Origin of the sequence: Mycolicibacterium fallax (assembly GCF_010726955.1) — a bacterium.
Lineage (GTDB): Bacteria > Actinomycetota > Actinomycetes > Mycobacteriales > Mycobacteriaceae > Mycobacterium > Mycobacterium fallax.
Genome location: NZ_AP022603.1, coordinates 4005022 through 4028512, shown reverse-complemented (window position 1 = coordinate 4028512; position 23491 = coordinate 4005022). Strand labels below are relative to the sequence as shown.

Genomic DNA, 23491 nt, shown 5'->3' with positions numbered 1-23491 from the left:
ATTTTCGCGGGCCGACGGGTCCGCACGAACACGAGGCGGTCGAGTGCGTATTTGGCGGAGGCCAGGGGCGGAACCGGGTACCCCCGGCACCCAGACCCCGGCGACCACGTCGCGCAAGGGCCGTGTCGCGAAGCTCGCCCAGTCGCCGGTGCTCGGCCTGGCCGTGATCACCCCGCTGGTACTGGCCGGCGCGGTCGGCGCCAGCAATCCCGCCAACGGCACCCGCGCCGCGGCGACCACCGAGGTGACGCCGCTGGCCGCGGTGCTGGCCCCGCCGCCCGATCTGACCGCCGGACCCGCCGTCGTCGCCATCGCCCGGACCCCCGAGCAGTACCGCTTCGCCACCACCGCGGTGTCCGCCCCGCCGCCGACCATCGTGCTGACCTCGATCGGTTCGCTGCGCATCCCGGCCATGGCGCTGGACGCCTACCGCACCGCCGAGGCGATCATGGCCCGCTCCAACCCCGGCTGCGGGGTGAGCTGGAACCTGCTGGCCGGCATCGGGCGGATCGAGTCCGCGCACGCCAGCGGCGGCGCCACCGACGCCCGCGGCACCGCGATCACCCCGATCTACGGCCCCTCGCTGGACGGCACCCTGCCCGGCAACGAGGTGATCGTGCAGAGCGTCTCCTCGGGGCGGGTGACCTACGCCCGCGCGATGGGGCCGATGCAGTTCCTGCCCGGCACCTGGTCGCGGTACGCCTCCGACGGCAACGCGGACGGCAACGCGGACCCGCAGAACGTCTACGACGCCTCGCTGGCCGCGGCCCGCTACCTGTGCAGCGGTTCGATGAACCTGCGCGATCAGAACCAGACCGTCACCGCGATCCTGCGCTACAACAACTCGATGGCCTACACCGCCAACGTGCTGGGCTGGGCCGCCGCCTACGCCACCGGCGTGGAGCCGGTGAACCTGCCGACCATCGGCGGCTCGGCTCCGCCGCCGATCTCCGATGCCCATCTGGACACCGCGCGCCGCGGCCTGGGCCCGGACCTGCCGGCCGTGGAGGCCAGCGGCGTCGACCCGCTGGCCGGCCAGCACTCCGACGTCGCCAACCAGCTCTCGGTGCCGCCGGGCCCGCCGCAGCCCGGGGCGCCCACCCCGGCCAGCGCGCGCTGCGCGGTGTTCTGCCTGGAGAGCAGCACGATGCCGGCCCAGGCGCCGATGCCGCCGGCCCCGTTCGCCCCGCCGGCCCCGTTCAACCCGTTCGCACCGCCGCCCCCACCGCCGGCGCCGTTCAACCCGTTCGCGCCGCCCCCGCCGCCCGCCCCGGCACCGCCTCCGGTGCTCGGCCCGGCGCCCGGCCCGGCGCCCGGTCCCGCAGCCGGCTGAATTCACCCGCGGGGCTAGACTTTGACGCAATATGTCTGATTCCACCCGCCCCGAAGACGAGCTGACCGCTGCCGTTCGCGCGGCCCTGGCGAAGGTCATCGACCCGGAGTTGCGCCGGCCGATCACCGAACTCGGCATGGTCAAGAGCATCCAGATCGGTGACGACGCCGCCGTCGTCGTCGAGATCTACCTGACCACCGCGGCGTGTCCGAAGAAGACCGAGATCTCCACGCAGGTCACCGAGGCCGTCACCGACGTCCCGGGCACCGGCGCGGTCAAGGTGGTGCTCGACGTGATGAACGACGAGCAGCGCACCGAGCTGCGCAGGCAGCTGCGCGGCGACTCCCCCGAGCCGGTCATCCCGTTCGCCCAGCCCGGTTCGCTGACCCGGGTGTACGCGGTGGCCTCCGGCAAGGGCGGGGTCGGCAAGTCCAGCGTGACGGTGAACCTGGCCGCCGCGCTGGCCGCCCGCGGACTGAACGTCGGGCTGCTCGACGCCGACATCTACGGGCATTCGGTGCCGCGGATGATGGGCACCACCGATCGCCCGGCTCAGGTCGACTCGATGATCGTGCCGCCGGTGGCCCACGACGTGAAGATCATCTCGATCGCCCAGTTCACCCAGGGCAACACCCCGGTGGTGTGGCGCGGCCCGATGCTGCACCGCGCGCTGCAGCAGTTCCTCGCCGACGTGTACTGGGGCGACCTGGACGTGCTGCTGCTCGACCTGCCGCCCGGCACCGGCGACGTGGCCATTTCGATCGCCCAGCTGATCCCGAACGCCGAGATCATCGTGGTGACGACGCCGCAGCTGGCGGCCGCCGAGGTCGCCGAGCGAGCCGGCGCGATCGCCGTGCAGACCCGCCAGCGGATCGCCGGGGTGGTGGAGAACATGGTGGACAGCCCGACGCTGAAGATGTTCGGCGAGGGCGGTGGCCGTCAGGTCGCCGAGAGCCTCACCCGCATCATGGGCGTCGACGTCCCGGTGCTGGGCCAGGTGCCGCTGGATCCCGCGCTGGTGACCGCCGGCGACGACGGGGTGCCGCTGGTGCTGTCCGCGCCGGACACCGGCGCCGGCGCCGAACTGAACAAGGTCGCCGACCAGCTGGCGTCGAAGAAGCGCGGCCTGGCCGGGATGTCGCTGGGCCTGGACACCACCCGGCACGGCTAGCGGCTGCGCCGGCCGCTCAAGGTGCGCCGGCCGCTCTAGGTGGCGTCGGTGTCGAACCGCGGCTGCGCGGGCCCGGCGTCGGGCGCCGGGGCCGACGGCGCGGCGGGCGCGTCCCGATCCGCATCGGCCGAACCCGGACGCGCGCCAAAATCGCCGGTCAGAAACGAATCGTCGCCGTCGAGCAGATGCTTGGTGAGCGCGGCGCGCGGCGACATCCCGCGCAGCTTGTTGATCTCCCCGAGCGGTTCACGCAGGTCGTCGAACTCCGGGCCGATGTCCTCGCGGATCTGTGCGGTCGCGCTGTTGAGGTAGTCGCGGGCCTGGCGCAGCGCACCGGAGGTCCACCGGATCGCCCCCGGCAGCCGTTCCGGGCCGAGCACGACGAGGCCGATGACCAGCAGCACCAGCACCTCGCCCCAGCCCAGGTTCGCGAACACCGTGACCGCCTACCGCAGGTCCGAGCGCGGGGTGATCTCCAACGTGACCGGCCGGCCTTCCCGGATGACCTCGATCTGCGTCGGCTCGCCGATCACCAGATCGCGCTCGGCGACCGCGAACTCGTCGGCATCGGCGACCGAACGCCCACCGAGCTTGACCACCACGTCGTGCTCGACGACACCGGCGGCCTCGCCGGGGCTGCCGGCGTGCACGTTCTCCACCATCGCGCCCTGGGCCATGGTCTTGCTGGCCGACTTGGTGTTGATGCCGAGGTCGGGGTGTTCGGCCTTGCCATTGCGGATCAGTTCCTGGGCGATCTGCTTGACGTCGTTGACCGGGATCGCGAAGCCCAGGCCGCTGGCACTGTCGGACAGCGACTTGCCCGCGGTGTTGATGCCGATCACTTCGGAATCCATGTTGATCAGCGGGCCACCGGAGTTGCCGTGGTTGATCGAGGCGTCGGTCTGAACCGCGTCGATGATGGTCCGGGTGTCGCCGCCGTCGCCGGGCAGGGACACCGGGCGGTGCAGCGCGCTGATGATGCCGTGCGTGACGGTGCTGCGCAGACCCAGCGGCGCGCCCGCGGCGATCACCTCCTCGCCGACCCGCAGCTTGTCGGAGTCACCGAGCCGCCCGACGACCAGGTTGTCGACGTTGTCGACCTTGAGCACCGCCAGGTCGCTCTTGGGATCGCGGCCGACCAGGTTGGCCGGCACCGACTTGCCGTCGTTGAACACCACCGAGATGGTGAACTCGGCGGGGCTGGCGGCCGCGTCGGCGATGACGTGGTTGTTGGTGACGACGAATCCCGCGCCGTCGATGACCACGCCGGAGCCTTGGGAGCCCAGCGTCTTGCTCTCCGCCTCGATGGTGACCACCGAATCGGCGACCGAGGCGGCCACCGCGGCGAACCGCCCAGCCTCACCCTCGGGGTTGTCGCTGGTCTGCAGGGTGACCTTGGAGGTGGTGAAGGCCTGCACGATCTCGGCGGTCTTGCGGCCCACGACGCCGCCGACCATGCCGATCGCCAGTGCGATCACCGCGAGCACCGCCAGCGCCCGGTACCGCACCCGGCCGCCGAACAGCACCTCGCGCACCCCCAGCTTGCCCATTGGGGCGGGCACCGCCGCGACGGTGCTGGTCGCGACGGCCGGGGTGCCCAGCGACGGGGCGGCCTCCGGGTCGCGCCACGGATCGGCGAATTCGTCGGCCTCGCTGTCGCGTTCGGCCTCCAGCGCGCCGGCGTCGACCGGATGCCGCTGCAGCGAGTCGCCGCCGGCGTGCGGCCGGCCGAAGGCCTGCGCCAGCACCGGGTCCGGCGGCTGGTCGGTGGGCTGGAACTCGTCGCCCTCGCGGAATCGCTTGGACCGCACCTCCTTGGCCAGGAAGGAGCCCTCGACGCCCTGCGGGCGGCCGAACGTGCGGCGGGAGGCTTCGTCGACGGGCGGGCGCGACACCGGGCGCGGTGCCAGCCGCGGGCCCGCGGGACCCCGGCCCGGGTTGTGCTGGTTCGAGCTCAACTCATCCTCTTCTGCGCGCACGGCGACGCGGCTGGTCCGGCCGAACGTTGGTTCGGTGCGTCGCCCCTACACTACCGGCGGGCGCCGGAGCCACCCGACGTCTATCGGCGTCGGCGCCACGGAAACCTGCCCTCGCGGTCCTCGGGCTGCGGCGCCGGGTCCGGGTCCGGGATCAGGTCATCGGGCGGGATCGGCGGAGCCAGCGGAATCCGGGAGAGCATCCCGAGCAGGGTGCTGGGTGCGGTGATCGGGGTGGAGTCGCGCAGCGCGGCCCGGGCCTGACGCTGGGCGCCGACCTCGGCCGAGCACTCCGGGCACAGGGCCAGGTGATGGGTGGCGCGGAGCTGGGCGCTCACCGGCAGCTCGCCGTCGACGAAGGCGGCCAGCGCCTCGGTCGACAGGTGCTCGGTGGAGCCGAATCGCCGCGGCGCGGTGCCAACGCCGTCGTCGACCAGACCCGCGCCGAGCTGCGCCGGCAGCCAGGAGAACACGCGCCGAAAACCAGGCCCCCGGTCGGTCATCGTCACTCCTCTGGTCCGCTCGATCAGCCTCACTTCGAATGTAGCGCGGATCGGCGGCCGCGCGGGTGACCTCAAGGCCGTGAACGGGGAGAAGATGGCCGGATTTTTCAGGAAGTGGCCACCGACCGGCTGGCCAGATGGTCGCGGATGGCCTGGCGACCGCGGTGGATCCGGCTGCGGACAGTGCCGAGCTTCACATCGAGGGTGGTGGCGATCTCCTCGTAGGACAGTCCCTCGATGTCGCACAGCACGACGGCGGCGCGGAACTCCGGGGCCAGCGAATCGAGCGCGGCCTGCAGATCGGCCTGCAGGTGCGCGTCGTGATAGATCTGCTCGGGATCGGGGTCGGTGGCCGGCACCCGGTCGTAGTCCTCGGGCAGCGCCTCCATCCGGATCCGGGCGCGGCGGCGCACCATGTCCAGGAACAGGTTGGTGGTGATGCGGTGCAGCCAGCCCTCGAAGGTGCCCGGCTGGTAGCTCTGCAGCGACCGGAACACCCGGATGAAGGTGTCCTGGGTGAGGTCTTCGGCGTCTTGCCGGTTACCCGAGAGCCGGTAGGCCAGCCGGTACACCCGGTCGGCGTGCTGACGCACCAGTTCGTCCCACGACGGCATGGTCGTCTGGTCTCCGGTCGCATCGAAGACGGCGGTGCCGGTCGGTTCGTCGGACACCTCGACCCATTCGGCGCCGTAGTCCGTTTCGGGGTGAGACATGCTCACCGGGGCGATCGTTGCGATGGTCGTCGGATCCTCCTGGTCGGTACGGACGCTGTCGCGGTTGGACACACGCACGCGTTGCATGTTTTCGGCAACGTCGACGGGTACCCCGGTATTCCTCCCGTCAACCCTCGACGGCGGCCGTTTTTCGCGCTGGTCCATGCACAACACCGTCGCCTACCGGCGTGTGGCAACCGTGTGAGGACAATGAAGGCCGCCTGAGAAGCCCGGCCACAACGCGCTGAGCTGCAATGATCCGGTGCAATCCAGAAAAATTGGGAGTCTCCGGCCGGGCGTGTCGCGGCGGCACCTGTGGCCACACGGTCAGCGTTGGCCGTACGCTCCGACCATGGCCAGCTCCGAGGACACCGACCTCACCTTCGCCCCGGCAGCATCCTCCCCGGCAGACCCGCCGGCGGCAGAGCCGGCAGACTCGCCGGCACCGGAACCGGCCGCCCCGTCGCCGGCCGAGGCGATGCTGGCGCACGCCGAGGCCTCGATCTCCGAGGATTCGGTGCTGGCCGCGGTCCGGGAACGCGCCCAGGACATCGGCGCCGAGGCGGTCACCCCCGCCGTCGGCGCGCTGCTGAGCCTGCTGGCCCGGCTCTCCGGCGGCAAGGCCGTCGTCGAGGTCGGGACCGGCGCCGGGCTGTCCGGGCTGTGGCTGCTCTCGGGCATGCGCCCCGACGGCGTGCTGACCACCATCGACATCGAGCCGGAGTACCAGCGCGTCGCGCGCCAGGCGTTCACCGAGGGCGGCATCGGCCCGTCGCGCACCCGGCTGATCACCGGACGCGCCCAGGAGGTGCTGACCCGGCTGGCCGACACCTCCTACGACCTGGTGTTCATCGACGCCGACCCGGCCGACCAGCCGGACTACGTCGCCGAGGGCATCCGCCTGCTGCGTCCGGGCGGCGTCATCGTCGTGCACAGCGCGGCGCTCGGTGGCCGCGCCGGGGATCCGGCCGCCCAGGACGCCACCGTGGCCGCGGTGCGCGAGGCGGCCCGGCTGATCGCCGAGGACGAGCGACTGGTGCCGGTGGTCATTCCGCTGGGCGACGGCGTGCTGGCCGCCGCGCGCGAGTACTCCGACCCCGAGTAGCCGGCCGGCTCACAGCAACCTCTACGCATCGCACCCTTGACGCGATATTGAACAGGCGTTTAATCTATTGAACGTGCGTTCAACCTCCGATCTGAGCACCGCCGATCGCATCCGCGACGCGGCCATCGATCAGTTCGGTCGGCACGGCTTCGGCGTCGGCGTGCGCGCCATCGCCGCGGCGGCCGGGGTCAGCCCCGGCCTGGTCAATCACCACTTCGGCTCCAAGGGCGGGCTGCGCGCCGCCTGCGACACCCATGTCGCCGAGGTGGTCCGCGAGGCCAAGAGCGAAACCCTGCAGACCCACGATCCCGCCGCCTGGCTGACCGCCGCCGCCGAGATCGAGGACTACGCACCGCTGACCGGGTATCTGGTGCGCAGCCTGCAGTCCGGCGGCGAACTGGCGCGCACCCTGTGGCGCCGGATGATCGACAACGCCGAGCAGTACCTCGAGGAGGGGGTACGCGCCGGAACCATCAAGCCGACCGCGGACCCCCGGGCCCGGGCCCGGTTCCTGTCCATGGTCGGCGGCGGCGCCTTCCTGCTCTACATCCAGCTGCACGACGATCCCGGCGATCTGCGCCGGGTCCTGCACGACTACACCCAGGACATGATGCTGCCGGCGCTGGAGCTCTACTCCAACGGCCTGCTCACCGACCCCGGCCTGTACCAGGCATTCCTGGCCCGCGCCGAGGAGACCGGCGGCATCGCCTGACAACCGGGAGGACGTTCCGATGAACCAGCCCGATATCGAAATCCACGGATTGACAAAACGTTTCGGCCCCACCCAGGCGCTCGACGGCCTGGACCTGCGGGTCGGCCCCGGGGAGGTGCACGGCTTCCTCGGCCCCAACGGCGCCGGAAAGTCGACCACCATCCGGATCCTGCTCGGACTGGCCCGCGCCGACGGCGGCACGGTCCGGCTGCTCGGCAGCGATCCGTGGGACGACGCGGTTTCGCTGCACCGCCAGATCGCCTACGTGCCCGGTGATGTCACGCTGTGGCCGGGGCTGACCGGCGGCGAGATCATCGACCTGCTGGCCCGGATGCGCGGCGGCATCGACGAACGCCGCCGGACCGAGCTGATCGAACGCTTCGACCTCGACCCCACCAAGCGCGCCCGCAGCTACTCCAAGGGCAACCGGCAGAAGGTGTCCCTGGTTTCGGCCTTCGCCTCCAACGCCCGGCTGCTGCTGCTCGACGAGCCGAGCAGCGGACTGGACCCGTTGATGGAGAACGTCTTTCAGCAGTGCGTCGCCGAGGCCCGGGACCGCGGCAGCACCGTCCTGCTGTCCAGCCACATCCTCGCCGAGACCGAGAAGCTGTGCGACCGGCTGACCCTGATCCGGGCCGGCCGGACCGTGGAGACCGGGACCCTGGCGTCGCTGCGACACCTGTCCCGAACCTCGATCACCGCCGAGTTGCTCCGTGACCCAGGCGATCTCGGGCGCATTCGCGGCGTGCAGGACGTCCGGTTCGAGGGCCAGGTGCTGCACGCCCAGGTCGACGCCGACGCGCTGGACGAGCTGATCCGGGCGCTCGGCCAGGCCGGGGTGCGCAGCCTGGTCAGCCGGCCCCCGACGCTGGAGGATCTGTTCCTGCGCCACTACGGATCCGAGCCGGTGAACGCATGACCACCGTTGCGCGGCCGCGCTCCCCCGCCCCGGCACCGGCCTCGGCCTCGGACTTCACCGGCACCGCCGAGCTGCTGCGGCTCAACCTGCGCCGGGACCGGATCATCGGCCCGATCTGGATCCTGCTGCTGTCACTGCCGCTGGGCGGCGTGTACATCGGCAGCATCGAAAAGGTCTATCCCACCGCGGCCGACCGCGCGGGCCTGATCGACACGATCATGGCCAGCCCCGCGCAGCGGGCCATGTACGGCAACATCTACAGCGAAAGCCTGGGTGCGCTCGGGGTGTGGAAGGCCGGCGTCTACGGCGCGCTGATCGGTATTGCCGTCATCCTCACCGTCATTCGGCACACCCGGGCCGACGAGGAGACCGGCCGCACCGAACTGCTCGGCTCCACCGCCGTCGGCCGGCTGGCCGGCCTGACCGCCGCGCTGATCCTCGGCTACGGCGCGGTGGGGATCACCGCGCTGATCGGCTTCGCGTCGCTGGCCTCCACCGGCATTCCGGCCGCCGGGTCCGCGGCGTTCGCTGCCGGCCTGGCGGGCGCCGGGCTGGTGTTCGGCGGGGTCGCCGCGGTCACCGCGCAGCTGTCCAGCAGCGCCCGCACCGCCCGCAGCCTGGCATTCTCGGTGCTCGGGGCGGCATACGCGCTGCGCGCCGTCGGCGACGCCACCTCGGCCGACGGGTCCTCGGTGCTGTCCTGGCTGTCCCCACTCGGCTGGTCGCTGCAGGTCCGGGCGTTCGCCGGGGACCGGTTCTGGGTGCTCGGGCTGCACCTGCTGACCGCGACGGCGCTGACCCTGCTGGCCTACGCGCTGCTGTCGCGCCGCGACCTCGGCGCGGGCCTGCTGCCCGAGCGCCGGGGTCCGGCGACGGCCGGGCCCGCACTGTCGGGGGTGTTCGGCCTGGCGTGGCGGGTCAGCCGCGGTTCGGTGCTGCTGTGGGCGGCTGGGCTGAGCCTGTACGGATTGATGATCGGCTCGGCGGTGCACGGCATCGGCGACCAACTCGGCGACACCGCGGGCACCCGCGACATCGTCACCCGGCTCGGCGGCAGCCCCGCCGTCGAGCAGGCGTTCATCCACCTGGCCTTCACCATGGTCGCGGTGCTGACCTCGGCCTTCGCCATCTCCGCGACGCTACGCCTGCACCAGGAGGAGAGCACCGGCCGCGCCGAGACGGTGCTGGCCGGGGCGGTGCCCCGAACCCGTTGGCTGGCAGGCTATCTCGCGCTGGCGCTGACCAGCTCCGCGGTCATCATGCTCGCGGCCGGGGCGTTCGCCGGCCTGACCTACGCCGCCAGCGCCGGCGACATCGGCGTGCTGAGCACGGTGATCGGATCGGCGCTCGTGCAGCTGCCGGGGGTGTGGCTGCTGGCCGCGGTGACGGTGCTGCTGATCGGCTGGGTGCCGCGGGCGGCCCCGGCGGCCTGGGCGGTGCTGGTCGGGTTCGTCGCACTGTTTCTGCTCGGCTCGCTGGCCGGCTTCCCGCGCTGGCTGCAGAACCTGGACCCCTATTCGCACGCCCCGTCGGTGGGCACCGGCGCCTTCACCGCGTGGCCACTGATCTGGCTGCTGGCTCTCGATGCCCTCCTCATCGCGGTGGGCGCCGCTGCGTTCGGCCGCCGGGACGTGGGCTGAGCCGCTACCGAGCCACGGAGATGACCATGACGCTGCGCACCATCGCCTACACCCTGGCCGGCTTCGCCCTGTTCGCGGCGTTACTGTTCTGGCCGGCAGGCACCTTCGACTACTGGCAGGGCTGGGCCGTCATCGCCGTGATGATCGGGCTCTCGCTGCCGTACACCGTCTACCTGATCACCCGTCGGCCCGACGTGCTGGCCCGCCGGATCCGCTCGGGCCCGACCGCCGAGACCCGCGGCGTCCAGAAGCTGGCCGTGGGCGTGCTGCAGCTGTCCTTCCTGGCGTTCCTGGTGGTCGGCGGGTTCGATCACCGCTTCGGCTGGTCCCGGGTGCCCACCTGGCTGTGCATCGTCGGGATCGTGCTGCTTGCCGTCGGTCTGGGGATCGCCATCTGGGTGGTGGTGCAGAACTCCTGGGCGGCGGCCATCATCACCATCGAGTCCGGCCAGCAGTTGGTGTCCACCGGCATGTACGCGGTGGTGCGGCACCCGATGTACAGCGGCGCGGTGCTGATGTGCATCGGCTGCCCGCTGGCGCTGGGCTCCTACTGGGCGCTGCTGCCGGCCGTCCCCGCGGTGCTCTCGCTGGTGGTGCGCACCGTCGACGAGGAGACCCTGCTGCGCACCGACCTGCCCGGCTACGTCGACTACACCCAGCGGGTGCGCAGCCGGCTACTCCCCGGCATCTGGTGAGGCCCCCTTTTCCCGCGCCCCTTTGCCGCCGCCCCCCTTTGCCCCCGCCCCCCTTTGCCGCGAGCGCTCACCTGTGGACAGCCCCAACGGCGTGGCGCGTACACAGGTGAGAGCTCAGCAAAACGTTCCCGCGCCAGCGCTCAGCTGTGTACGCCCCCAACGGCGTGGCGCGTACACAGGTGAGCGGTCGCGGCAGAGAGAGCCCGGCAAAGGGGCAGCCCCGCAGAGGGGAGGCCCGCAGCCCGCGTTAGATCCAGACGCCCTTGCCGACGGCGACGACCCCGCCGGAGCTGACCGAGAACCGCTCCCGGTCGCGCTCCAGGTCCACCCCGACCATCTCGCCCGGCCCGACGACGACGTTCTTGTCCAGAATCGCGTGCCGGACCACGGCGCCGCGGCCGACCCGCACCCCCCGCATCAGCACGCTGCCCTCGACGATCGCGCCGTCGTCGATCGCGACGTTGCTCGACAGCACCGAGTTGCGCACCGAGGCCGCCGACACGATGCTGCCCGCGCCGACCACCGACTCCATCGCCGCGCCACCGTTGACGAACTTGGCCGGCGCCAGGTTCTCCGCGCCGCCGCGGATCGGCCAGCGCCGGTTGTACAGGTTGAAGATCGGGTGCACCGACACCAGGTCCATGTGCGCGTCGTAGAACGCGTCCAGGGTTCCCACGTCGCGCCAGTAGCCGTGATCGCGCTCGGTCGCCCCGGGCACCTGGTTGTCGTTGAAGTCGTACACCGCCGCCATGTCCTCGGCGACCAGCCGCGGGATGATGTCGCCGCCCATGTCGTGGTCGGAATGGTCGTCGTCGGCGTCGGCCTTGATCGCGTCGATCAGCACCTTCGTGGTGAACACGTAGTTGCCCATCGAGACGAAGGTCTGCTCCGGGTCGTCGGGGGTGCCCGGCGGGTCCGCCGGCTTCTCCACGAAACCGCGGATCCGGCCCGAGGAGTCCGCGTCGATGCAGCCGAACGCCGACGCCTCCTTGCGCGGCACCCGGATCCCGGCGACGGTCGCCCCCGCGCCGCAGGCGATGTGGAAGTCCACCATCTGCGCCGGATCCATCCGGTACACGTGGTCGGCGCCGAAAATGACGATGTAGTCCGGATCCTCGTCGTAGATCAGGTTCATCGACTGGTAGATCGCGTCGGCCGAGCCGGTGTACCAGCGCGGGCCGAGCCGCTGCTGCGCGGGAACCGGGGTGATGTACTCCCCCGCCAAGCCGGACAGTCGCCAGTTCTGCGAAATGTGTCGGTCAAGTGAATGCGACTTGTATTGCGTGAGAACGCAGATCCGCAAGTAGCGCGCGTTGACCAAGTTCGACAACACGAAGTCGATCAGCCGGTAGCCACCGCCGAAGGGCACCGCGGGCTTGGCGCGATCCGCGGTCAACGGGTAGAGACGTTTCCCCTCGCCGCCGGCCAGCACGATCCCAAGCACATGCGCCGCGTCCCTCATGCGAACCAACCTATCGGCCCCGTCATGATGCGGCCAGCCATTGCCCGGATTTCGGGTCATTCAGCCACCTGTCGGGGACCTTTGCCGAAGCTCGTGCCGCCGCGGCGCGACGGGATCCAAAGCACCCCTTCGCCTCCGGCGGGAGTTCGGCTACCGTCACCGATATGCGCGTGGCGATGATGACTCGGGAGTATCCACCGGAGGTCTACGGGGGCGCGGGGGTGCACGTCACCGAACTCGTCGCGCAGTTGCGCCAGCTCTGCGAGGTCGACGTGCACTGCATGGGCGCGCCGCGCGACGGCGCGTTCGTGCACCAGCCCGACCCCGCGCTGGCCGACGCCAACGCCGCGATCTCCACCCTGTCCACCGACCTGGTGATGGCGAACGCGGCGGGCGCCGCGACCGTCGTGCATTCACACACCTGGTACGCCGAGATGGCCGGGCACCTGGCCTCGCTGCTCTACGGCATCCCGCACGTGGTGACCGCGCATTCCCTGGAGCCGATGCGGCCGTGGAAGGCCGAGCAGCTCGGCGGCGGCTACCGGATCTCGTCCTGGGTGGAGAAGACCGCGATGGAGGCGGCCGCGGCGGTCATCGCGGTCAGCTCCGGCATGCGCGACGACGTGCTGGCGGTCTACCCGGGGCTGGACCCCGAGCGGGTGCACGTGGTGAAGAACGGCATCGACACCGCCGTGTGGTACCCGGTCGAACCGGGTGCGGATTCGGTGCTCGCCGAACTCGGCGTCGATCCGTCCCGGCCCATCGCGTCGTTCGTCGGGCGGATCACCCGGCAGAAGGGCGTCAAGCACCTGGTCGCCGCCGCGCACCGGTTCGACCCCGAGGTGCAGCTGGTGCTGTGCGCCGGCGCGCCGGACACCCCCGAGATCGCCGCCGAAACCGCCGGCGCGGTCGCGGAACTGTCGGCGTCGCGCCCCGGGGTCTTCTGGGTTCAGGAGATGCTGCCGACGGCCAAGATCCGGGAGATCCTGTCGGCCTCGGCGGTGTTCGTCTGCCCGTCGGTGTACGAGCCGCTGGGCATCGTCAACCTGGAGGCGATGGCCTGCGGGACGGCCGTGGTGGCCTCCGCGGTCGGCGGCATCCCCGAGGTTGTCGACGACGGCGTCACCGGGACGCTGGTGCGCTACACCCCCGAGGACGCCGCGGCGTTCGAGGCGGGGATCGCCGACGCGGTCAACGCGCTGGTCAACGATCCGGCGCGGGCGGTGCGGTACGGCGCCGCCGGCCGGCAGCGCTGCATCGACGAGTTCTCCTGGGCCCGGATCGCCGAGCAGACCCTGCAGATCTACCGCGCGGTCGCGGGCTGACGCAGCGCTAGCTGGTGACGCCGCGGAGTTCCTCGCCGAGGGCGGCGGCCTCATCCGGGGTCAGCTCGACGACCAGGCGTCCGCCACCTTCCAGTGGTACCCGCATCACGATGCCGCGCCCTTCCTTGGTCGCTTCGAGCGGACCATCACCAGTACGGGGCTTCATCGCCGCCATCGAGCACTCCCTCCGATCGCTGGCCGAACCGCCATCGCAGTTCCTGGCCGTCTTCGATCTACCATTCTTCCCTATCGACGCCAGCGCGTCCGCAGTGCCCACCCGATCGCCGCACAACCGCGCCCGAGCGCCACCGTCGCCCGGGCGGTTCCCTCACTCGATCGGGCCCGCGGCCGGTGTGACGGGCACCCAGCAGTCCCGCAGGTGATCGTCGACCATCCCGGTGGCCTGCATCAGGGCGTACGCCGTGGTCGGCCCGACGAACCGGAAGCCGCAGCGCTTGAGTTCCTTGGCCATCGCGGTGGATTCCGCGGTCACCGCCGGGACCTGGGACAACGCCGCCGGCCGGGGGCGCGCCGGTGGCGCGAACGACCACAGCAGCTCGGTCAGATCGGTGTCCAGCCCGGCGATCGCCCGCGCATTGGCAACGGTGGCCTCGATCTTGGCCCGGTTCCGCACGATCCCGGCATCGCCCAGCAACCGCGTCACATCGTCGTCACCGAACCCGGCGACGGCCTCGACGTCGAACCCGGCGAACGCCGCCCGGAAGTTGTCCCGCTTGCGCAGGATGGTCAGCCAGGACAGGCCGCTCTGGAAGGACTCCAGCGCGATCCGCTCGAAAAGCTCCCGGGTGCCGCGCAGCGGTCGGCCCCACTCCCGGTCGTGGTAGTCCAGGTAGATCTGCGGGCCGCCGACGACCCAGCCGCAGCGCACCGGTTCGGCAGCGCTCACTGCGCAGGTTCCTGCGCGTCGTGCAGGGCGCGCAGGGTGTCCAGCTCACCGCGCAGCGAATCCAGTTCGGTGGCCAGCCGTTCCAGCACCCAGTCCACCTCGCTGGTCTTGTAGCCGCGCAGCGCCTGGGTGAACTTGACCGCGTCGACGTCGGCGCCGCTGACCCCGGAGGCCGGCAGCGTGGTCGCGGTGGTGCCGCGCGGCAGCGGTGGCAGCGGCTCGCCGCGGCCGAACAGCACGGTGGCCAGCCCGAACAGCACGGCGGCGACCAGCACCAGGACAACGAGGTAGAGCAGCACCAACGTCACCCCGTCATCCTGCCCGATGCCGCCGACAACGCCCACCGGCCCGGCCGGCAAACCGGCCTCAGCGCAGCGTGTTCATCGGCGGCCGGTCGGCCAGCGACACCTCGGTGGTCCGCGGGGTGAACGAGTCGCCGTCGGCAAAGAACTGGGTCAGCCCGATCCCGGAATCGGCGACGCCGCAGCGCGACAGCAGCGTCGCGATGACCTGCCGACTCATCGCGCCCAGCTCGGTCAGCGGCCGGTTGCGGTGCGCCCGCACCCCGAGGTTGACCTGCGCGATCGCGTTGAGCCCCAGCCGGTCGTAGGCGTCGATCAGCAGCCCGATCTCCACCCCGTAGCCGGGCGCGAACCGCAGCGCGGTCAGCAGTTCCCGGGTCCCGGCGTACTCCCCGCCCAGCGGCTGCAGCAGCAGCCCCAGCTCGGGGCGCAGCGCGGTCAGCAGCGGCCGCGCGACCAGCTCGGTGACCCGGCCGCCGCCGGACGCGTCCTCGCTGCCGCTGATCTTCAGCGGCCGCCGGTAATAGCCCTTGACCAGCGAAATCCCGGCGCCGGTGAGCAGCGGCCCGAGCAGTCGCGGCACGAACATCGGGTCCGGGTCGATCAGGTCGGCGTCGACGAACACGATCAGGTCCCCGGTCGTCGCGGCCAGCGACCGCCACAGCACCTCGCCCTTGCCCGGCTGCGGCGCGAGCTCCGGCAGCGCCTGCTCCCGGCTGATCACCCGCGCGCCCGCGGCGACCGCCCGGATCCCGGTGTCGTCGGTGGAGCCGGAGTCCAGCACGATCAGCTCGTCGACCAGGCCGCCGAGCATCGGCGCGATGCTGTCCACCACCGCGCCGACGGTGTCCTCCTCGTCCAGCGCCGGCAGCACCACCGACACCGTCTGGCCGGCGGCGGCCTTGGCCTCGGTCAGCTCCGCGACGGTCCAGGTCGGCCGGTTCCAGCTGTGCGTGGTCATCCAGCGCTGCGCGGCGTCGTCGAGGTGGAACCGGTCGGGGGCGGGGGTGGTGGTCATGCCAGCCCCCGGACCGCGCGGGCCGGGGCGCGCAGGCCCCGGATCGAGGCGACCATTTCCAGCACCCGGCGGGTCGGGTCGACCTGGTGCACCCGGAACATCCGGGCGCCGTCGGCGGCGGCCAGCGCCGTCGCGGCCAGCGTGCCCTCCAGGCGTTCGGTGACGTCCACCCCCAGAGTCTCCCCGACGAAGTCCTTGTTGCTCAGCGCCATCAGCACCGGCCATCCGGTGTTAACAAGATCTTTCACGCCCCGCAACAGAGCGAGCCCGTGGTGGGTGTTCTTGCCGAAATCGTGGGTCGGGTCGATCAGGATGGCGTCCCGGCGCACCCCGGCGGCGACGGCCTTTTCCGCCGCGCCGGTGACCGCGGCGATCACGTCGTCGAGCACCCCGGTCTCGGTGATCCCGTAGTTGACCCGGAACGGCCGGGTCCGCGGGATGGCGTGCCCGGTGTGCGAGCAGACCAGCCCGGCGCCGAACTCGGCGGCCACCTCCGGCAGGCCCGGATCGGCCCCGGCCCAGGTGTCGTTGATCAGGTCGGCGCCGGCCGCGCAGGCCAGCGTGGCAACCTCGGCGCGCCAGGTGTCCACGCTGATCAGCTGCTCCGGGTAGCGCGCCCGCAGCCACTCGATGAACGGCACCACCCGGGCGATCTCCTCGGCGGGCCCGACCACCTGCCCCGGCCCGGCCTTCACCCCGCCGACGTCGATGACGTCGGCGCCCTGCTCGATCGCGCGGTGGGTGGCCTGCTTGGCGGCCTCGTCGGTGAAGGTGGCGCCGCGGTCGAAAAACGAGTCCGGGGTGCGGTTGACGATCGCCATGATCAGCGCCCGGTCGCCGGCGACCGGCTTACCCAGGAAGGTCGCGCGCACCGGTGCTGTCACGGCTACCAGGCTACGAGACGGCCGCTACGGCTTCGGGCTGACGCCCGCCGCGACCTCGCCGGGGTAGGCGTCGTGGAACGGCACGAAACCCTCGCGGCGCCCACCCAGCACGAACAGCGGGTCGGTGACCTGCGGGCCGTAGGCCTCCTCGCGCAGGTCGACCTTGCGGCTCTTGAAGGTGGTGGTGTGCTCCAGGGAGTCCACCACCCGGATGAACAGCGGGATCGCGTAGTTGGGCAACTTGGCGTACAGCGTCTCCGACAGCTCGATGCCGTCGAAGCTCTCCCCGCCGCGCAGCTTGATCGCGGCCATCCCGGCGCGCCCGCCGGTGTTGGGCACCTCCACACCGAACACCGTGCACTCCTCGACCTGCGGGTCGGCGGTCAGCGCGGCCTCCACCTCGGTGGTCGCCACGTTCTCGCCCTTCCAGCGGAAGGTGTCGCCGAGCCGGTCGCCGAACGCGGCGTGGCCCATGCCCTGCGGCCGCATCACGTCGCCGGTGTTGAACCAGACGTCGCCGTCCTTGAACGCGTTGCGGATCAGCTTCTTCTCGCTGGCCGCCGGGTCGGTGTAGCCGTCGAACGGCGAGAGCCGGTTGACCGGGGTGATCAGCAGGCCCGGCTCGCCGGCCGGCACCCGGCGCAGCCGGCCCGCCGCGTCGCGGACCGGGTCGCCGGTCTCCACGTCGTACTCCACATAGGACAGCGGGAACCAGCTGAACCCGGTGGACTTGTCGACGTTGAACACGTTGATGAACGCGGCGTTGCCCTCGCTGGCGGCGTAGAACTCGCAGACCCGCTCGATGCCGAACCGTTCGGTGAACTCGTCCCACAGCTCCGGGCGCAGCCCGTTGCCGGCGATCAGCCGGACGTTGTGCGCGCGGTCGGTCGGCTTGGCCGGCTGGTTGACCAGGTAGCGGCACAGTTCGCCGATGTAGAGGAACGCCGTCGCGCGGTACCGGATGACGTCGTCCCAGAATCGGGTCGCGGAGAACTTCTCCCCCAGCGCCAGCGCCGAACCGGAGTTCAGCACCGAGGCGATGCCGACGGTCAGCGCATTGTTGTGGTACAGCGGCAGGCAGGAGTACAGCACGTCGTCGCCGCGCATCCGCAGGCCCAGCCCACCAAACCCGGCCAGCGCCTTGAGCCAGCGGGAATGCGTCATCACCGACGCCTTCGGGTTGCCGGTGGTGCCGGAGGTGAAGATGTAGAACGCCGGGTCCTTGGCCAGCACGGCCTGGGTCGACGCCGGGTTGCCGACCGGGCGACCCTCGGCCAGCTTGTCGAACTCCTCGACGGTGACGACGACGCCGTCGGGCAGGTCGACGCCGCACTCGGTGATGTGCTCGACGAGGTCGGCCTCGGAGATCAGCACCGTCGCGTTGAGCAGCCCGATGCTGTGCGCCAGCACGTCGCCGCGCTGGTGAAAGTTGAGCATCCCGGCGACCGCGCCGCACTTGACCACGCCGAGCATCGCGAAGATGGTCTGCGGGGTGTTGCGCAGCAGCAGGCCGACGACATCGCCGTGGCCGACGCCGCGCTCGGCGAGCACCGAGGCGTACCGGTTGGCCGCGGCGTTGGCCTCGGCGTAGCTGAACTGCTGGTCGCCGAACTTCAGGAACACCCGGTCGCCGTATTTGCGGGTGCGGTCCTCGAACACCTTGCCGATCGAGGTCTTCGAGGTCGGGGTGACCAGGATTCCGGTGCTGACGCCGCGCACGATGGCGGGCAGATCGGCGGCCAAGCTGGGCAGTTGGCGCACGAGGTCGAGGACGCCGACACTGGCGCGGGAATCAGACGCTGACATGCGCGCCAGGATAGCCAACCCGCCGGTAACCCGCGGGAGCGGTCAGTGCGCGGCCGGCGGCGGGGCGCACAGCTGCAGCGCCAGTTCCAGGTCGCGGACCACCGGCAACGCGTCGATCGCGGACTGGGCGACGTAGCCGGTACCGACCAGGCCCTGCAGCCAGCTCATCAGGCCGTCGTAGTGCCCGCCCGGATCCAGGATGACGACGGGTTTGTCGTGCATGCCGAGGAATCCGGCGGTCCAGGCCTCGAAAAGTTCCTCCAGGGTGCCGATCCCGCCGGGCAGCGCGAGGAACGCGTCGGCGCGGTCCTCCATGATCTGCTTGCGCTGCCGCATGGTGTCGGTGACCAGCAGTTCGTCGGCGTGAACGTCGGCGACCTCGCGGTGCAGCAGCGCCTTGGGGATGACGCCGACGGTGTGCCCGCCGCGGGCCCGGGCACCGTCGGCCAGCGCGCCCATCGCCGAGACCGAGCCGCCGCCGGAGATCACCGACCAGCCGCGCTCGGCGATGGCGCGGCCGACGGCGTCGGCCAGCGCCAGCAGCTCGGGGTCGCCGGGCCCGGAGGCGCAGTACACGCAGACCGCCCACGGCCTGCTCACGCCGGGCCGCCGGTCAGGTAGCTGCGCAGCATCGCGGTGCCGTCGGTGATCAGCGCCAGCTCCACCCGCTCGTCGCGGCGGTGCGCGAGGTTCGGGTCGCCGGGACCGAAGTTGACCGCGGGGATGCCCAGGGCGGCGAACCGGGCCACGTCGGTCCAGCCGTACTTGGCGCGCACCGCGCCGCCGGCGGCCTCGACCAGGGCCGCGGCGGCCGGCTGGGACAGCCCGGGCAGCGCGCCGGCGGCCGAGTCGGTGAGCTCGATCGTGACGTCCAGGCCGTCGAACACCTCGGTGACGTGCGCCAGCGCCTGCTCCGGGGAGCGGTCCGGGGCGAACCGGAAGTTGACGGTGACCGCGGCCGCGTCCGGGATGACGTTGCCGGCCACCCCGCCGTCGATCCGCACCGCCGACAGGCCCTCGCGGTACACGCAGCCGTCGATGTCGACCTCGCGGGCCGAATACTGCGCCAGCCGGTCCAGCACCGGGGCCAGCCGGTGGATGGCGTTGTCGCCCATCCAGGATCGGGCGCTGTGCGCGCGGGTACCGGCGGCCGCGACGACGACCCGCAGCGTGCCCTGGCAGCCGGCCTCGATGTAGCCGCCGGTCGGCTCGCCGAGGATCGCGACGTCGGCCCGCAGCCAGTCCGGCAGCTCGCGTTCGATCCGGCCCAGGCCGTTGGCGCTGGCCTCGATCTCCTCGCAGTCGTAGAACACCAGGGTCAGGTCGTGGGCGGGCTCGGCGATGGTGGCGGCCAGGTGCAGGAACACCGCGTCGCCGGCCTTCATGTCGGAGGTGCCGCAGCCCCACAGGAACTCGTCGTCGCGGCGGCTGGGCAGGTTGTCGGCGATCGGGACGGTGTCGAGGTGCCCGGCCAGCAGCACCCGGCTGCGGTGGCCGTGGTTGGTGCGGGCCAGCACCGCGTCGCCGTTGCGGATGACCTCGAAGCCGCGGGTCTGGGCGCGCAGCGCCGCCTCGACCGCGTCGGCCAGCTGCTTCTCGTCGCGGGATTCGCTGCGGATGTCGACCAGCGCGGCGGTCAGGTCGATGGGATCGGCGTGTAGGTCCAGCACAGGAATCAGGCTAGTGTCGCGGCCCGCCGCCGCGGAGCCGATCCCCCACTCGGGCTGCTCCCCCGTCGCGCCGGTGCGCGGCCGTGACCTCGTCCGGATCGGCTAGCCTTGGGCCTCGTGACTGGAGCTTTTGGCATCGGGGTGGCAACGCTGGCCGCCGACGGTTCGGTATTGGACACCTGGTTCCCTGCGCCGGAGCTGGGCTCTTTCGGGGAGGCCGGCACGGTGCGGCTGTCCACCGCCGAGGCGCCGGCCGAACTGGTGTCGCTGGTCGGCCACGACACCGACCGCGGCACCGAGACCGTCCTGGTCCAGGTGGTCATCGCCGATCTGGCCGACAAGGCCGTCGACGCCCACGACGTGTACCTGCGCCTGCACCTGCTCTCGCATCGCCTGGTCGCCCCGCACGGCGCCAACATGGACGGCGTCTTCGGTCTGCTGACCAACGTGGTGTGGACCAATCACGGCCCCTGCCCGGTCGACGGCTTCGAAACGGTGCGCGCCCGGTTGCGTCGCCGCGGCCAGGTCACCGTCTACGGCGTCGACAAGTTTCCCCGGATGGTCGACTACGTGCTGCCCGCCGGCGTGCGGATCGCCGACGCCGACCGGGTGCGCCTCGGCGCGCACCTGGCCACCGGAACCACCGTCATGCACGAGGGTTTCGTCAACTTCAACGCCGGCACCCTGGGCACCTCGATGGTGGAGGGCCGGATCTCGGCGGGCGTGGTGGTCGGCGACGGCTCCGACATCGGCGGCGGCGCGTCGATCATGGGCACGCTCTCCGGCGGCGGCTCCGAGGTGATCTCGGTCGGCAAGCGCTGCCTGCTGGGCGCCAACGCGGGCCTGGGCATCTCCCTCGGCGACGACTGCGTGATCGAGGCCGGCCTGTATGTCACCGCCGGAACCAAGGTGGTGCTGGCCGACGGCCGTACCGTCAAGGCGCGCGAGCTCTCCGGCGCGAACAACCTGCTGTTCCGGCGCAATTCGGTGTCCGGGGCGGTCGAGGTGGTGGCCCGCGACGGCCAGGGCATCGCGCTGAACGAGGACCTGCACGCCAACTGAGCGGGGCTGTCGGCTTTGTTGCCCGGCCGTCGTCATCGACGGGGACTGGCGGCCGGGCGTCATCGCGGCCTGCGCAGTGGCGGGGCAGTGGCGGCCTGTCGTCATCGCGGCCTGTCGTCATCGCCGGGGAAGCTTGGCGGCCGCCGTCATCGCTTGGGAAGTCGCGGCGGCATCCAGTGAGAACTGACGGACGTTGGTGAGAACTCTCGGCAGCCGGGGTCATCGAATGAGAAACCTTGGCGGCTGGTGAGAACTCAGGGACGTTGGTGAGAACTCAGGTAGGCGTATTTCATCGAGTGAGACATTGTGGCGGGGTCTACTCGCACAACGTGTCCCTCAGTTCTCACTCGATGAACGACGCCGTCCACACTTCTCACTAACGTCCCGCAGTTCTCACTAAGCTCCCTGAGTTCTCACTCGATGAACCCGGCCGCCAACACTTCTCACCAACGTCCCTGAGTTCCCACTCGATAAGCCCGGTCGCCAACACTTCTCACCAGCGTCCCTGGTTTCTCACTCGATGAACCCGCCCGCCAACGCTTCTCACCAACGTCCCTGAGTTCCCACTCGATAAGCCCGGTCGCCAACACTTCTCAGCAGCGTCCCTGGTTTCTCACTCGGTAGACGCCTCGGCGATCAACTGTTTCTTGGTGACCTTGCCCATCGCGTTGCGCGGCAGGGCATCGGCGAACCGCACCTCCCGCGGGCGTTTGTGCGCCGAAAGCTGTTGGGCAACAAGTTCGGTCAGCTCCTCGGCGGTGACCGAGGAGTCACTCGCGGCGACCACGTAGGCGACGATCCGCTGCCCGAGCTCGTCGTCGGGCACCCCGACCACGGCCGCCTCGACGACCGCCGGGTGCCCGAGCAGCGTCGTTTCGATCTCCCCCGCGCCGACCCGGAACCCGCCGGTCTTGATCAGGTCCACCGATTCGCGGCCGACGATGCGGTGCATGCCGTCGGCGTCGATGACGGCAACATCGCCGGTGCGATACCAGCCGTCGTCGAAGGCCTCGGCGGTGGCGTCCGGGCGGTTGAGGTAGCCGTCGAACACCATCGGTCCGCGCACCTCCAGGAGCCCGATGGTCTCCCCGTCGCACGGCACCGCGGCACCGGCCTCGTCGACCAGCCGGGTCGACACGCCCTCCAGCGGCAGTCCGACCCAGCCGGGACGGCGTTCGCCGTCGACGCGGGTGGACAGCGTGATCATCGATTCGGTACTGCCGTAACGTTCGATCGGCGCGTGCCCGGTCAGTTCCACCAGCCGGTCGAACACCGGCGTCGGCAGCGCGGCGCTGCCCGAGATCAGCAGTCGCGCACTGCGCAGGGCGGCCGCCGATTCCGGGTCGGCGGCGACGCGGGACCAGACCGTCGGGACCCCGAAATACATCGTCCCGGCAACCGCGGCGTAGGCCTGCGGCGTCGGTTTTCCGGTGTGCACGAACCGGTTTCCGATCCGCAGCGAGCCCAGCAGGCCGAGCACCAATCCGTGCACGTGGAACAGCGGAAGCCCGTGCACCAGCACGTCGTCGGCGGTCCAGGCCCAGGCGGCCGCGAGCGCGTCGATGTCGGCGGCGATCTGGGCGCGCCGCATCGGCACCCCCTTGGGCAGGCCGGTGGTCCCGGAGGTGTAGATGATCAGCGCCACCGCAGCCGGGTCCGGCTCCCGGTAGCGGTGCCACGACCGCGCGTACAGCCGGACCGGGATGTGCGGCAGGCCGCCGGGCTGCTCGGGCGCTTCGCCGAGCCAGGCCACCGCACCGGAATCGGTCAGCATGTGGGCGCGTTCGGTGGCGCCGACGTCGGCGGGCACCGGGACGACGGGAACCCCGGCGATCAGGCAGCCCACCACCGCCAGCACCGTGCTCACCGACGGCGTCGCCAGCACCGCGACCCGGGATAGTCCCGCGACGCGTTCGGCCACCGAGGTCGCGGCGCCGACGAGGTCGCTTCGGCTCAGGGTGGTCCCGTCGATGGTGACGGCGTCGGGCAGATCGGCACCGGCGGCGACGGCAGCCGGGTTCAGAGAGGCCAACAGCACATCCCGAAGCTACCCGCCCCGCGCTGCCGCGCACCCGCCCCCTAGCGGACGCACCCTTCCGCCCACCCCCTTCCGCCCACCCCCTTCCGCCCGCCCCTTCCGCCCAGCGCGCAACTGTGTACGGGACACACCGATGGGGGCGTCCAAGAGTGCGCGCTCGGCTCGGCAGCCCCGCGCCAGGGTGCAACGGCGTACGCGCCACGCCCAGAACTGCGTCCACAGGTGAGCGCTCGCGGCAAAAAGGGGAAAG

General features: G+C 71.4%; 22 protein-coding genes and 1 pseudogene. 9 read left to right on the top strand and 14 right to left on the bottom strand.

What is annotated here, in order from left to right:
* Nucleotides 1-43 precede the first annotated feature (43 nt).
* Together G6N10_RS19400 and G6N10_RS19395 are read left to right on the top strand one after the other, a co-directional pair.
* Nucleotides 44-1333 carry a lytic transglycosylase domain-containing protein gene (locus G6N10_RS19400; protein ID WP_407664004.1) on the top strand — a complete coding sequence of 430 codons (1290 nt, stop codon included), beginning with the start codon at nucleotides 44-46 and terminating at the stop codon, nucleotides 1331-1333.
* Nucleotides 1334-1364: 31 nt separating this feature from the next.
* Complete coding sequence (locus G6N10_RS19395; protein ID WP_085100022.1) at nucleotides 1365-2504, top strand: Mrp/NBP35 family ATP-binding protein; 1140 nt, start codon at nucleotides 1365-1367, stop codon at nucleotides 2502-2504.
* 35 nt (nucleotides 2505-2539) lie between these two features.
* Here G6N10_RS19395 and tatB read toward each other — a convergent pair whose 3' ends face one another.
* From tatB to sigE, 4 genes and pseudogenes are all read right to left on the bottom strand, one after another.
* Entirely contained in the window at nucleotides 2540-2941 is a 402-nt protein-coding gene (tatB, locus tag G6N10_RS19390; protein ID WP_085100025.1) for a Sec-independent protein translocase protein TatB, read from the bottom strand.
* A gap of 9 nt (nucleotides 2942-2950) precedes the next feature.
* The gene (gene htrA, locus G6N10_RS19385) at nucleotides 2951-4462 is read right to left on the bottom strand and encodes a serine protease HtrA (RefSeq protein ID WP_085100046.1); all 1512 of its coding nucleotides are present in this window, start codon (nucleotides 4460-4462) and stop codon (nucleotides 2951-2953) included.
* 101 nt (nucleotides 4463-4563) lie between these two features.
* The gene (rseA, locus tag G6N10_RS19380; protein WP_085100029.1) at nucleotides 4564-4983 is read right to left on the bottom strand and encodes an anti-sigma E factor RseA; all 420 of its coding nucleotides are present in this window, start codon (nucleotides 4981-4983) and stop codon (nucleotides 4564-4566) included.
* Between the two features lie 107 nt (nucleotides 4984-5090).
* Nucleotides 5091-5711 (bottom strand): annotated as a pseudogene (sigE, locus tag G6N10_RS19375) (RNA polymerase sigma factor SigE); the annotation flags it as partial.
* Nucleotides 5712-6174: 463 nt separating this feature from the next.
* Between sigE and G6N10_RS19370 the strand changes: the two are divergent.
* The 5 genes from G6N10_RS19370 to G6N10_RS19350 all read left to right on the top strand — a co-directional run bounded on the left by G6N10_RS19370 (nucleotide 6175) and on the right by G6N10_RS19350 (nucleotide 10767).
* Nucleotides 6175-6801 (top strand): O-methyltransferase, encoded by a 627-nt coding sequence (locus G6N10_RS19370; RefSeq protein ID WP_234810675.1) that lies wholly within the window; start codon nucleotides 6175-6177, stop codon nucleotides 6799-6801.
* Nucleotides 6802-6874: 73 nt separating this feature from the next.
* Entirely contained in the window at nucleotides 6875-7513 is a 639-nt protein-coding gene (locus tag G6N10_RS19365) for a TetR/AcrR family transcriptional regulator (RefSeq protein ID WP_085100049.1), read from the top strand.
* 19 nt (nucleotides 7514-7532) lie between these two features.
* Nucleotides 7533-8432 (top strand): ABC transporter ATP-binding protein, encoded by a 900-nt coding sequence (locus tag G6N10_RS19360; protein WP_085100039.1) that lies wholly within the window; start codon nucleotides 7533-7535, stop codon nucleotides 8430-8432.
* On the top strand, nucleotides 8429-10072 hold the full coding sequence (locus G6N10_RS19355; RefSeq protein WP_163742607.1) for an ABC transporter permease: 1644 nt from the start codon (nucleotides 8429-8431) through the stop codon (nucleotides 10070-10072). The genes G6N10_RS19360 and G6N10_RS19355 overlap by 4 nt, the downstream gene beginning before the upstream one ends.
* Nucleotides 10073-10092: 20 nt before the next feature.
* A complete protein-coding gene (locus G6N10_RS19350) occupies nucleotides 10093-10767 on the top strand; it encodes a methyltransferase family protein (protein ID WP_085100042.1) in 675 nt (224 codons plus the stop codon).
* A gap of 247 nt (nucleotides 10768-11014) precedes the next feature.
* Here the strand turns inward: G6N10_RS19350 and glgC are convergent, their stop codons facing one another.
* Nucleotides 11015-12229, bottom strand: coding sequence for a glucose-1-phosphate adenylyltransferase (gene glgC / locus G6N10_RS19345; RefSeq protein ID WP_163742604.1), 1215 nt, complete (start codon nucleotides 12227-12229; stop codon nucleotides 11015-11017).
* Nucleotides 12230-12393: 164 nt separating this feature from the next.
* On the opposite strand from glgC, the gene glgA reads away from it, so the two are divergent.
* Nucleotides 12394-13554 (top strand): glycogen synthase, encoded by a 1161-nt coding sequence (gene glgA / locus G6N10_RS19340; RefSeq protein ID WP_179962859.1) that lies wholly within the window; start codon nucleotides 12394-12396, stop codon nucleotides 13552-13554.
* A gap of 7 nt (nucleotides 13555-13561) precedes the next feature.
* Here the strand turns inward: glgA and G6N10_RS19335 are convergent, their stop codons facing one another.
* The 8 genes from G6N10_RS19335 to dapE all read right to left on the bottom strand — a co-directional run bounded on the left by G6N10_RS19335 (nucleotide 13562) and on the right by dapE (nucleotide 20141).
* Nucleotides 13562-13729 carry a DUF3117 domain-containing protein gene (locus tag G6N10_RS19335; protein WP_068532479.1) on the bottom strand — a complete coding sequence of 56 codons (168 nt, stop codon included), beginning with the start codon at nucleotides 13727-13729 and terminating at the stop codon, nucleotides 13562-13564.
* Nucleotides 13730-13882: 153 nt separating this feature from the next.
* Nucleotides 13883-14461: a DNA-3-methyladenine glycosylase I gene (locus G6N10_RS19330; RefSeq protein ID WP_085092529.1), complete on the bottom strand. Its 579-nt coding sequence runs from the start codon at nucleotides 14459-14461 to the stop codon at nucleotides 13883-13885.
* On the bottom strand, nucleotides 14458-14769 hold the full coding sequence (locus tag G6N10_RS19325; protein ID WP_085092544.1) for a DivIVA domain-containing protein: 312 nt from the start codon (nucleotides 14767-14769) through the stop codon (nucleotides 14458-14460). The genes G6N10_RS19330 and G6N10_RS19325 overlap by 4 nt, the downstream gene beginning before the upstream one ends.
* 58 nt (nucleotides 14770-14827) lie before the next feature.
* Nucleotides 14828-15781, bottom strand: coding sequence for a glucosyl-3-phosphoglycerate synthase (locus G6N10_RS19320; RefSeq protein WP_085092530.1), 954 nt, complete (start codon nucleotides 15779-15781; stop codon nucleotides 14828-14830).
* A complete protein-coding gene (gene folP, locus G6N10_RS19315; RefSeq protein WP_085092531.1) occupies nucleotides 15778-16653 on the bottom strand; it encodes a dihydropteroate synthase in 876 nt (291 codons plus the stop codon). The genes G6N10_RS19320 and folP overlap by 4 nt, the downstream gene beginning before the upstream one ends.
* A 36-nt stretch (nucleotides 16654-16689) precedes the next feature.
* Nucleotides 16690-18471 carry a long-chain-acyl-CoA synthetase FadD6 gene (gene fadD6 / locus G6N10_RS19310; protein ID WP_085092532.1) on the bottom strand — a complete coding sequence of 594 codons (1782 nt, stop codon included), beginning with the start codon at nucleotides 18469-18471 and terminating at the stop codon, nucleotides 16690-16692.
* Nucleotides 18472-18513: 42 nt separating this feature from the next.
* Nucleotides 18514-19071 (bottom strand): cytokinin riboside 5'-monophosphate phosphoribohydrolase, encoded by a 558-nt coding sequence (locus G6N10_RS19305; protein ID WP_085092533.1) that lies wholly within the window; start codon nucleotides 19069-19071, stop codon nucleotides 18514-18516.
* Nucleotides 19068-20141, bottom strand: a complete 1074-nt coding sequence (dapE, locus tag G6N10_RS19300; RefSeq protein WP_085092534.1) for a succinyl-diaminopimelate desuccinylase — start codon at nucleotides 20139-20141, stop codon at nucleotides 19068-19070. Before dapE ends, G6N10_RS19305 begins: the two co-directional genes overlap by 4 nt.
* Before the next feature lie 108 nt (nucleotides 20142-20249).
* On the opposite strand from dapE, the gene dapD reads away from it, so the two are divergent.
* Entirely contained in the window at nucleotides 20250-21203 is a 954-nt protein-coding gene (gene dapD, locus G6N10_RS19295) for a 2,3,4,5-tetrahydropyridine-2,6-dicarboxylate N-succinyltransferase (RefSeq protein WP_179962858.1), read from the top strand.
* A gap of 613 nt (nucleotides 21204-21816) precedes the next feature.
* Here the strand turns inward: dapD and G6N10_RS19290 are convergent.
* On the bottom strand, nucleotides 21817-23241 hold the full coding sequence (locus G6N10_RS19290) for an acyl-CoA synthetase (protein WP_085092536.1): 1425 nt from the start codon (nucleotides 23239-23241) through the stop codon (nucleotides 21817-21819).
* Nucleotides 23242-23491 lie beyond the last annotated feature (250 nt).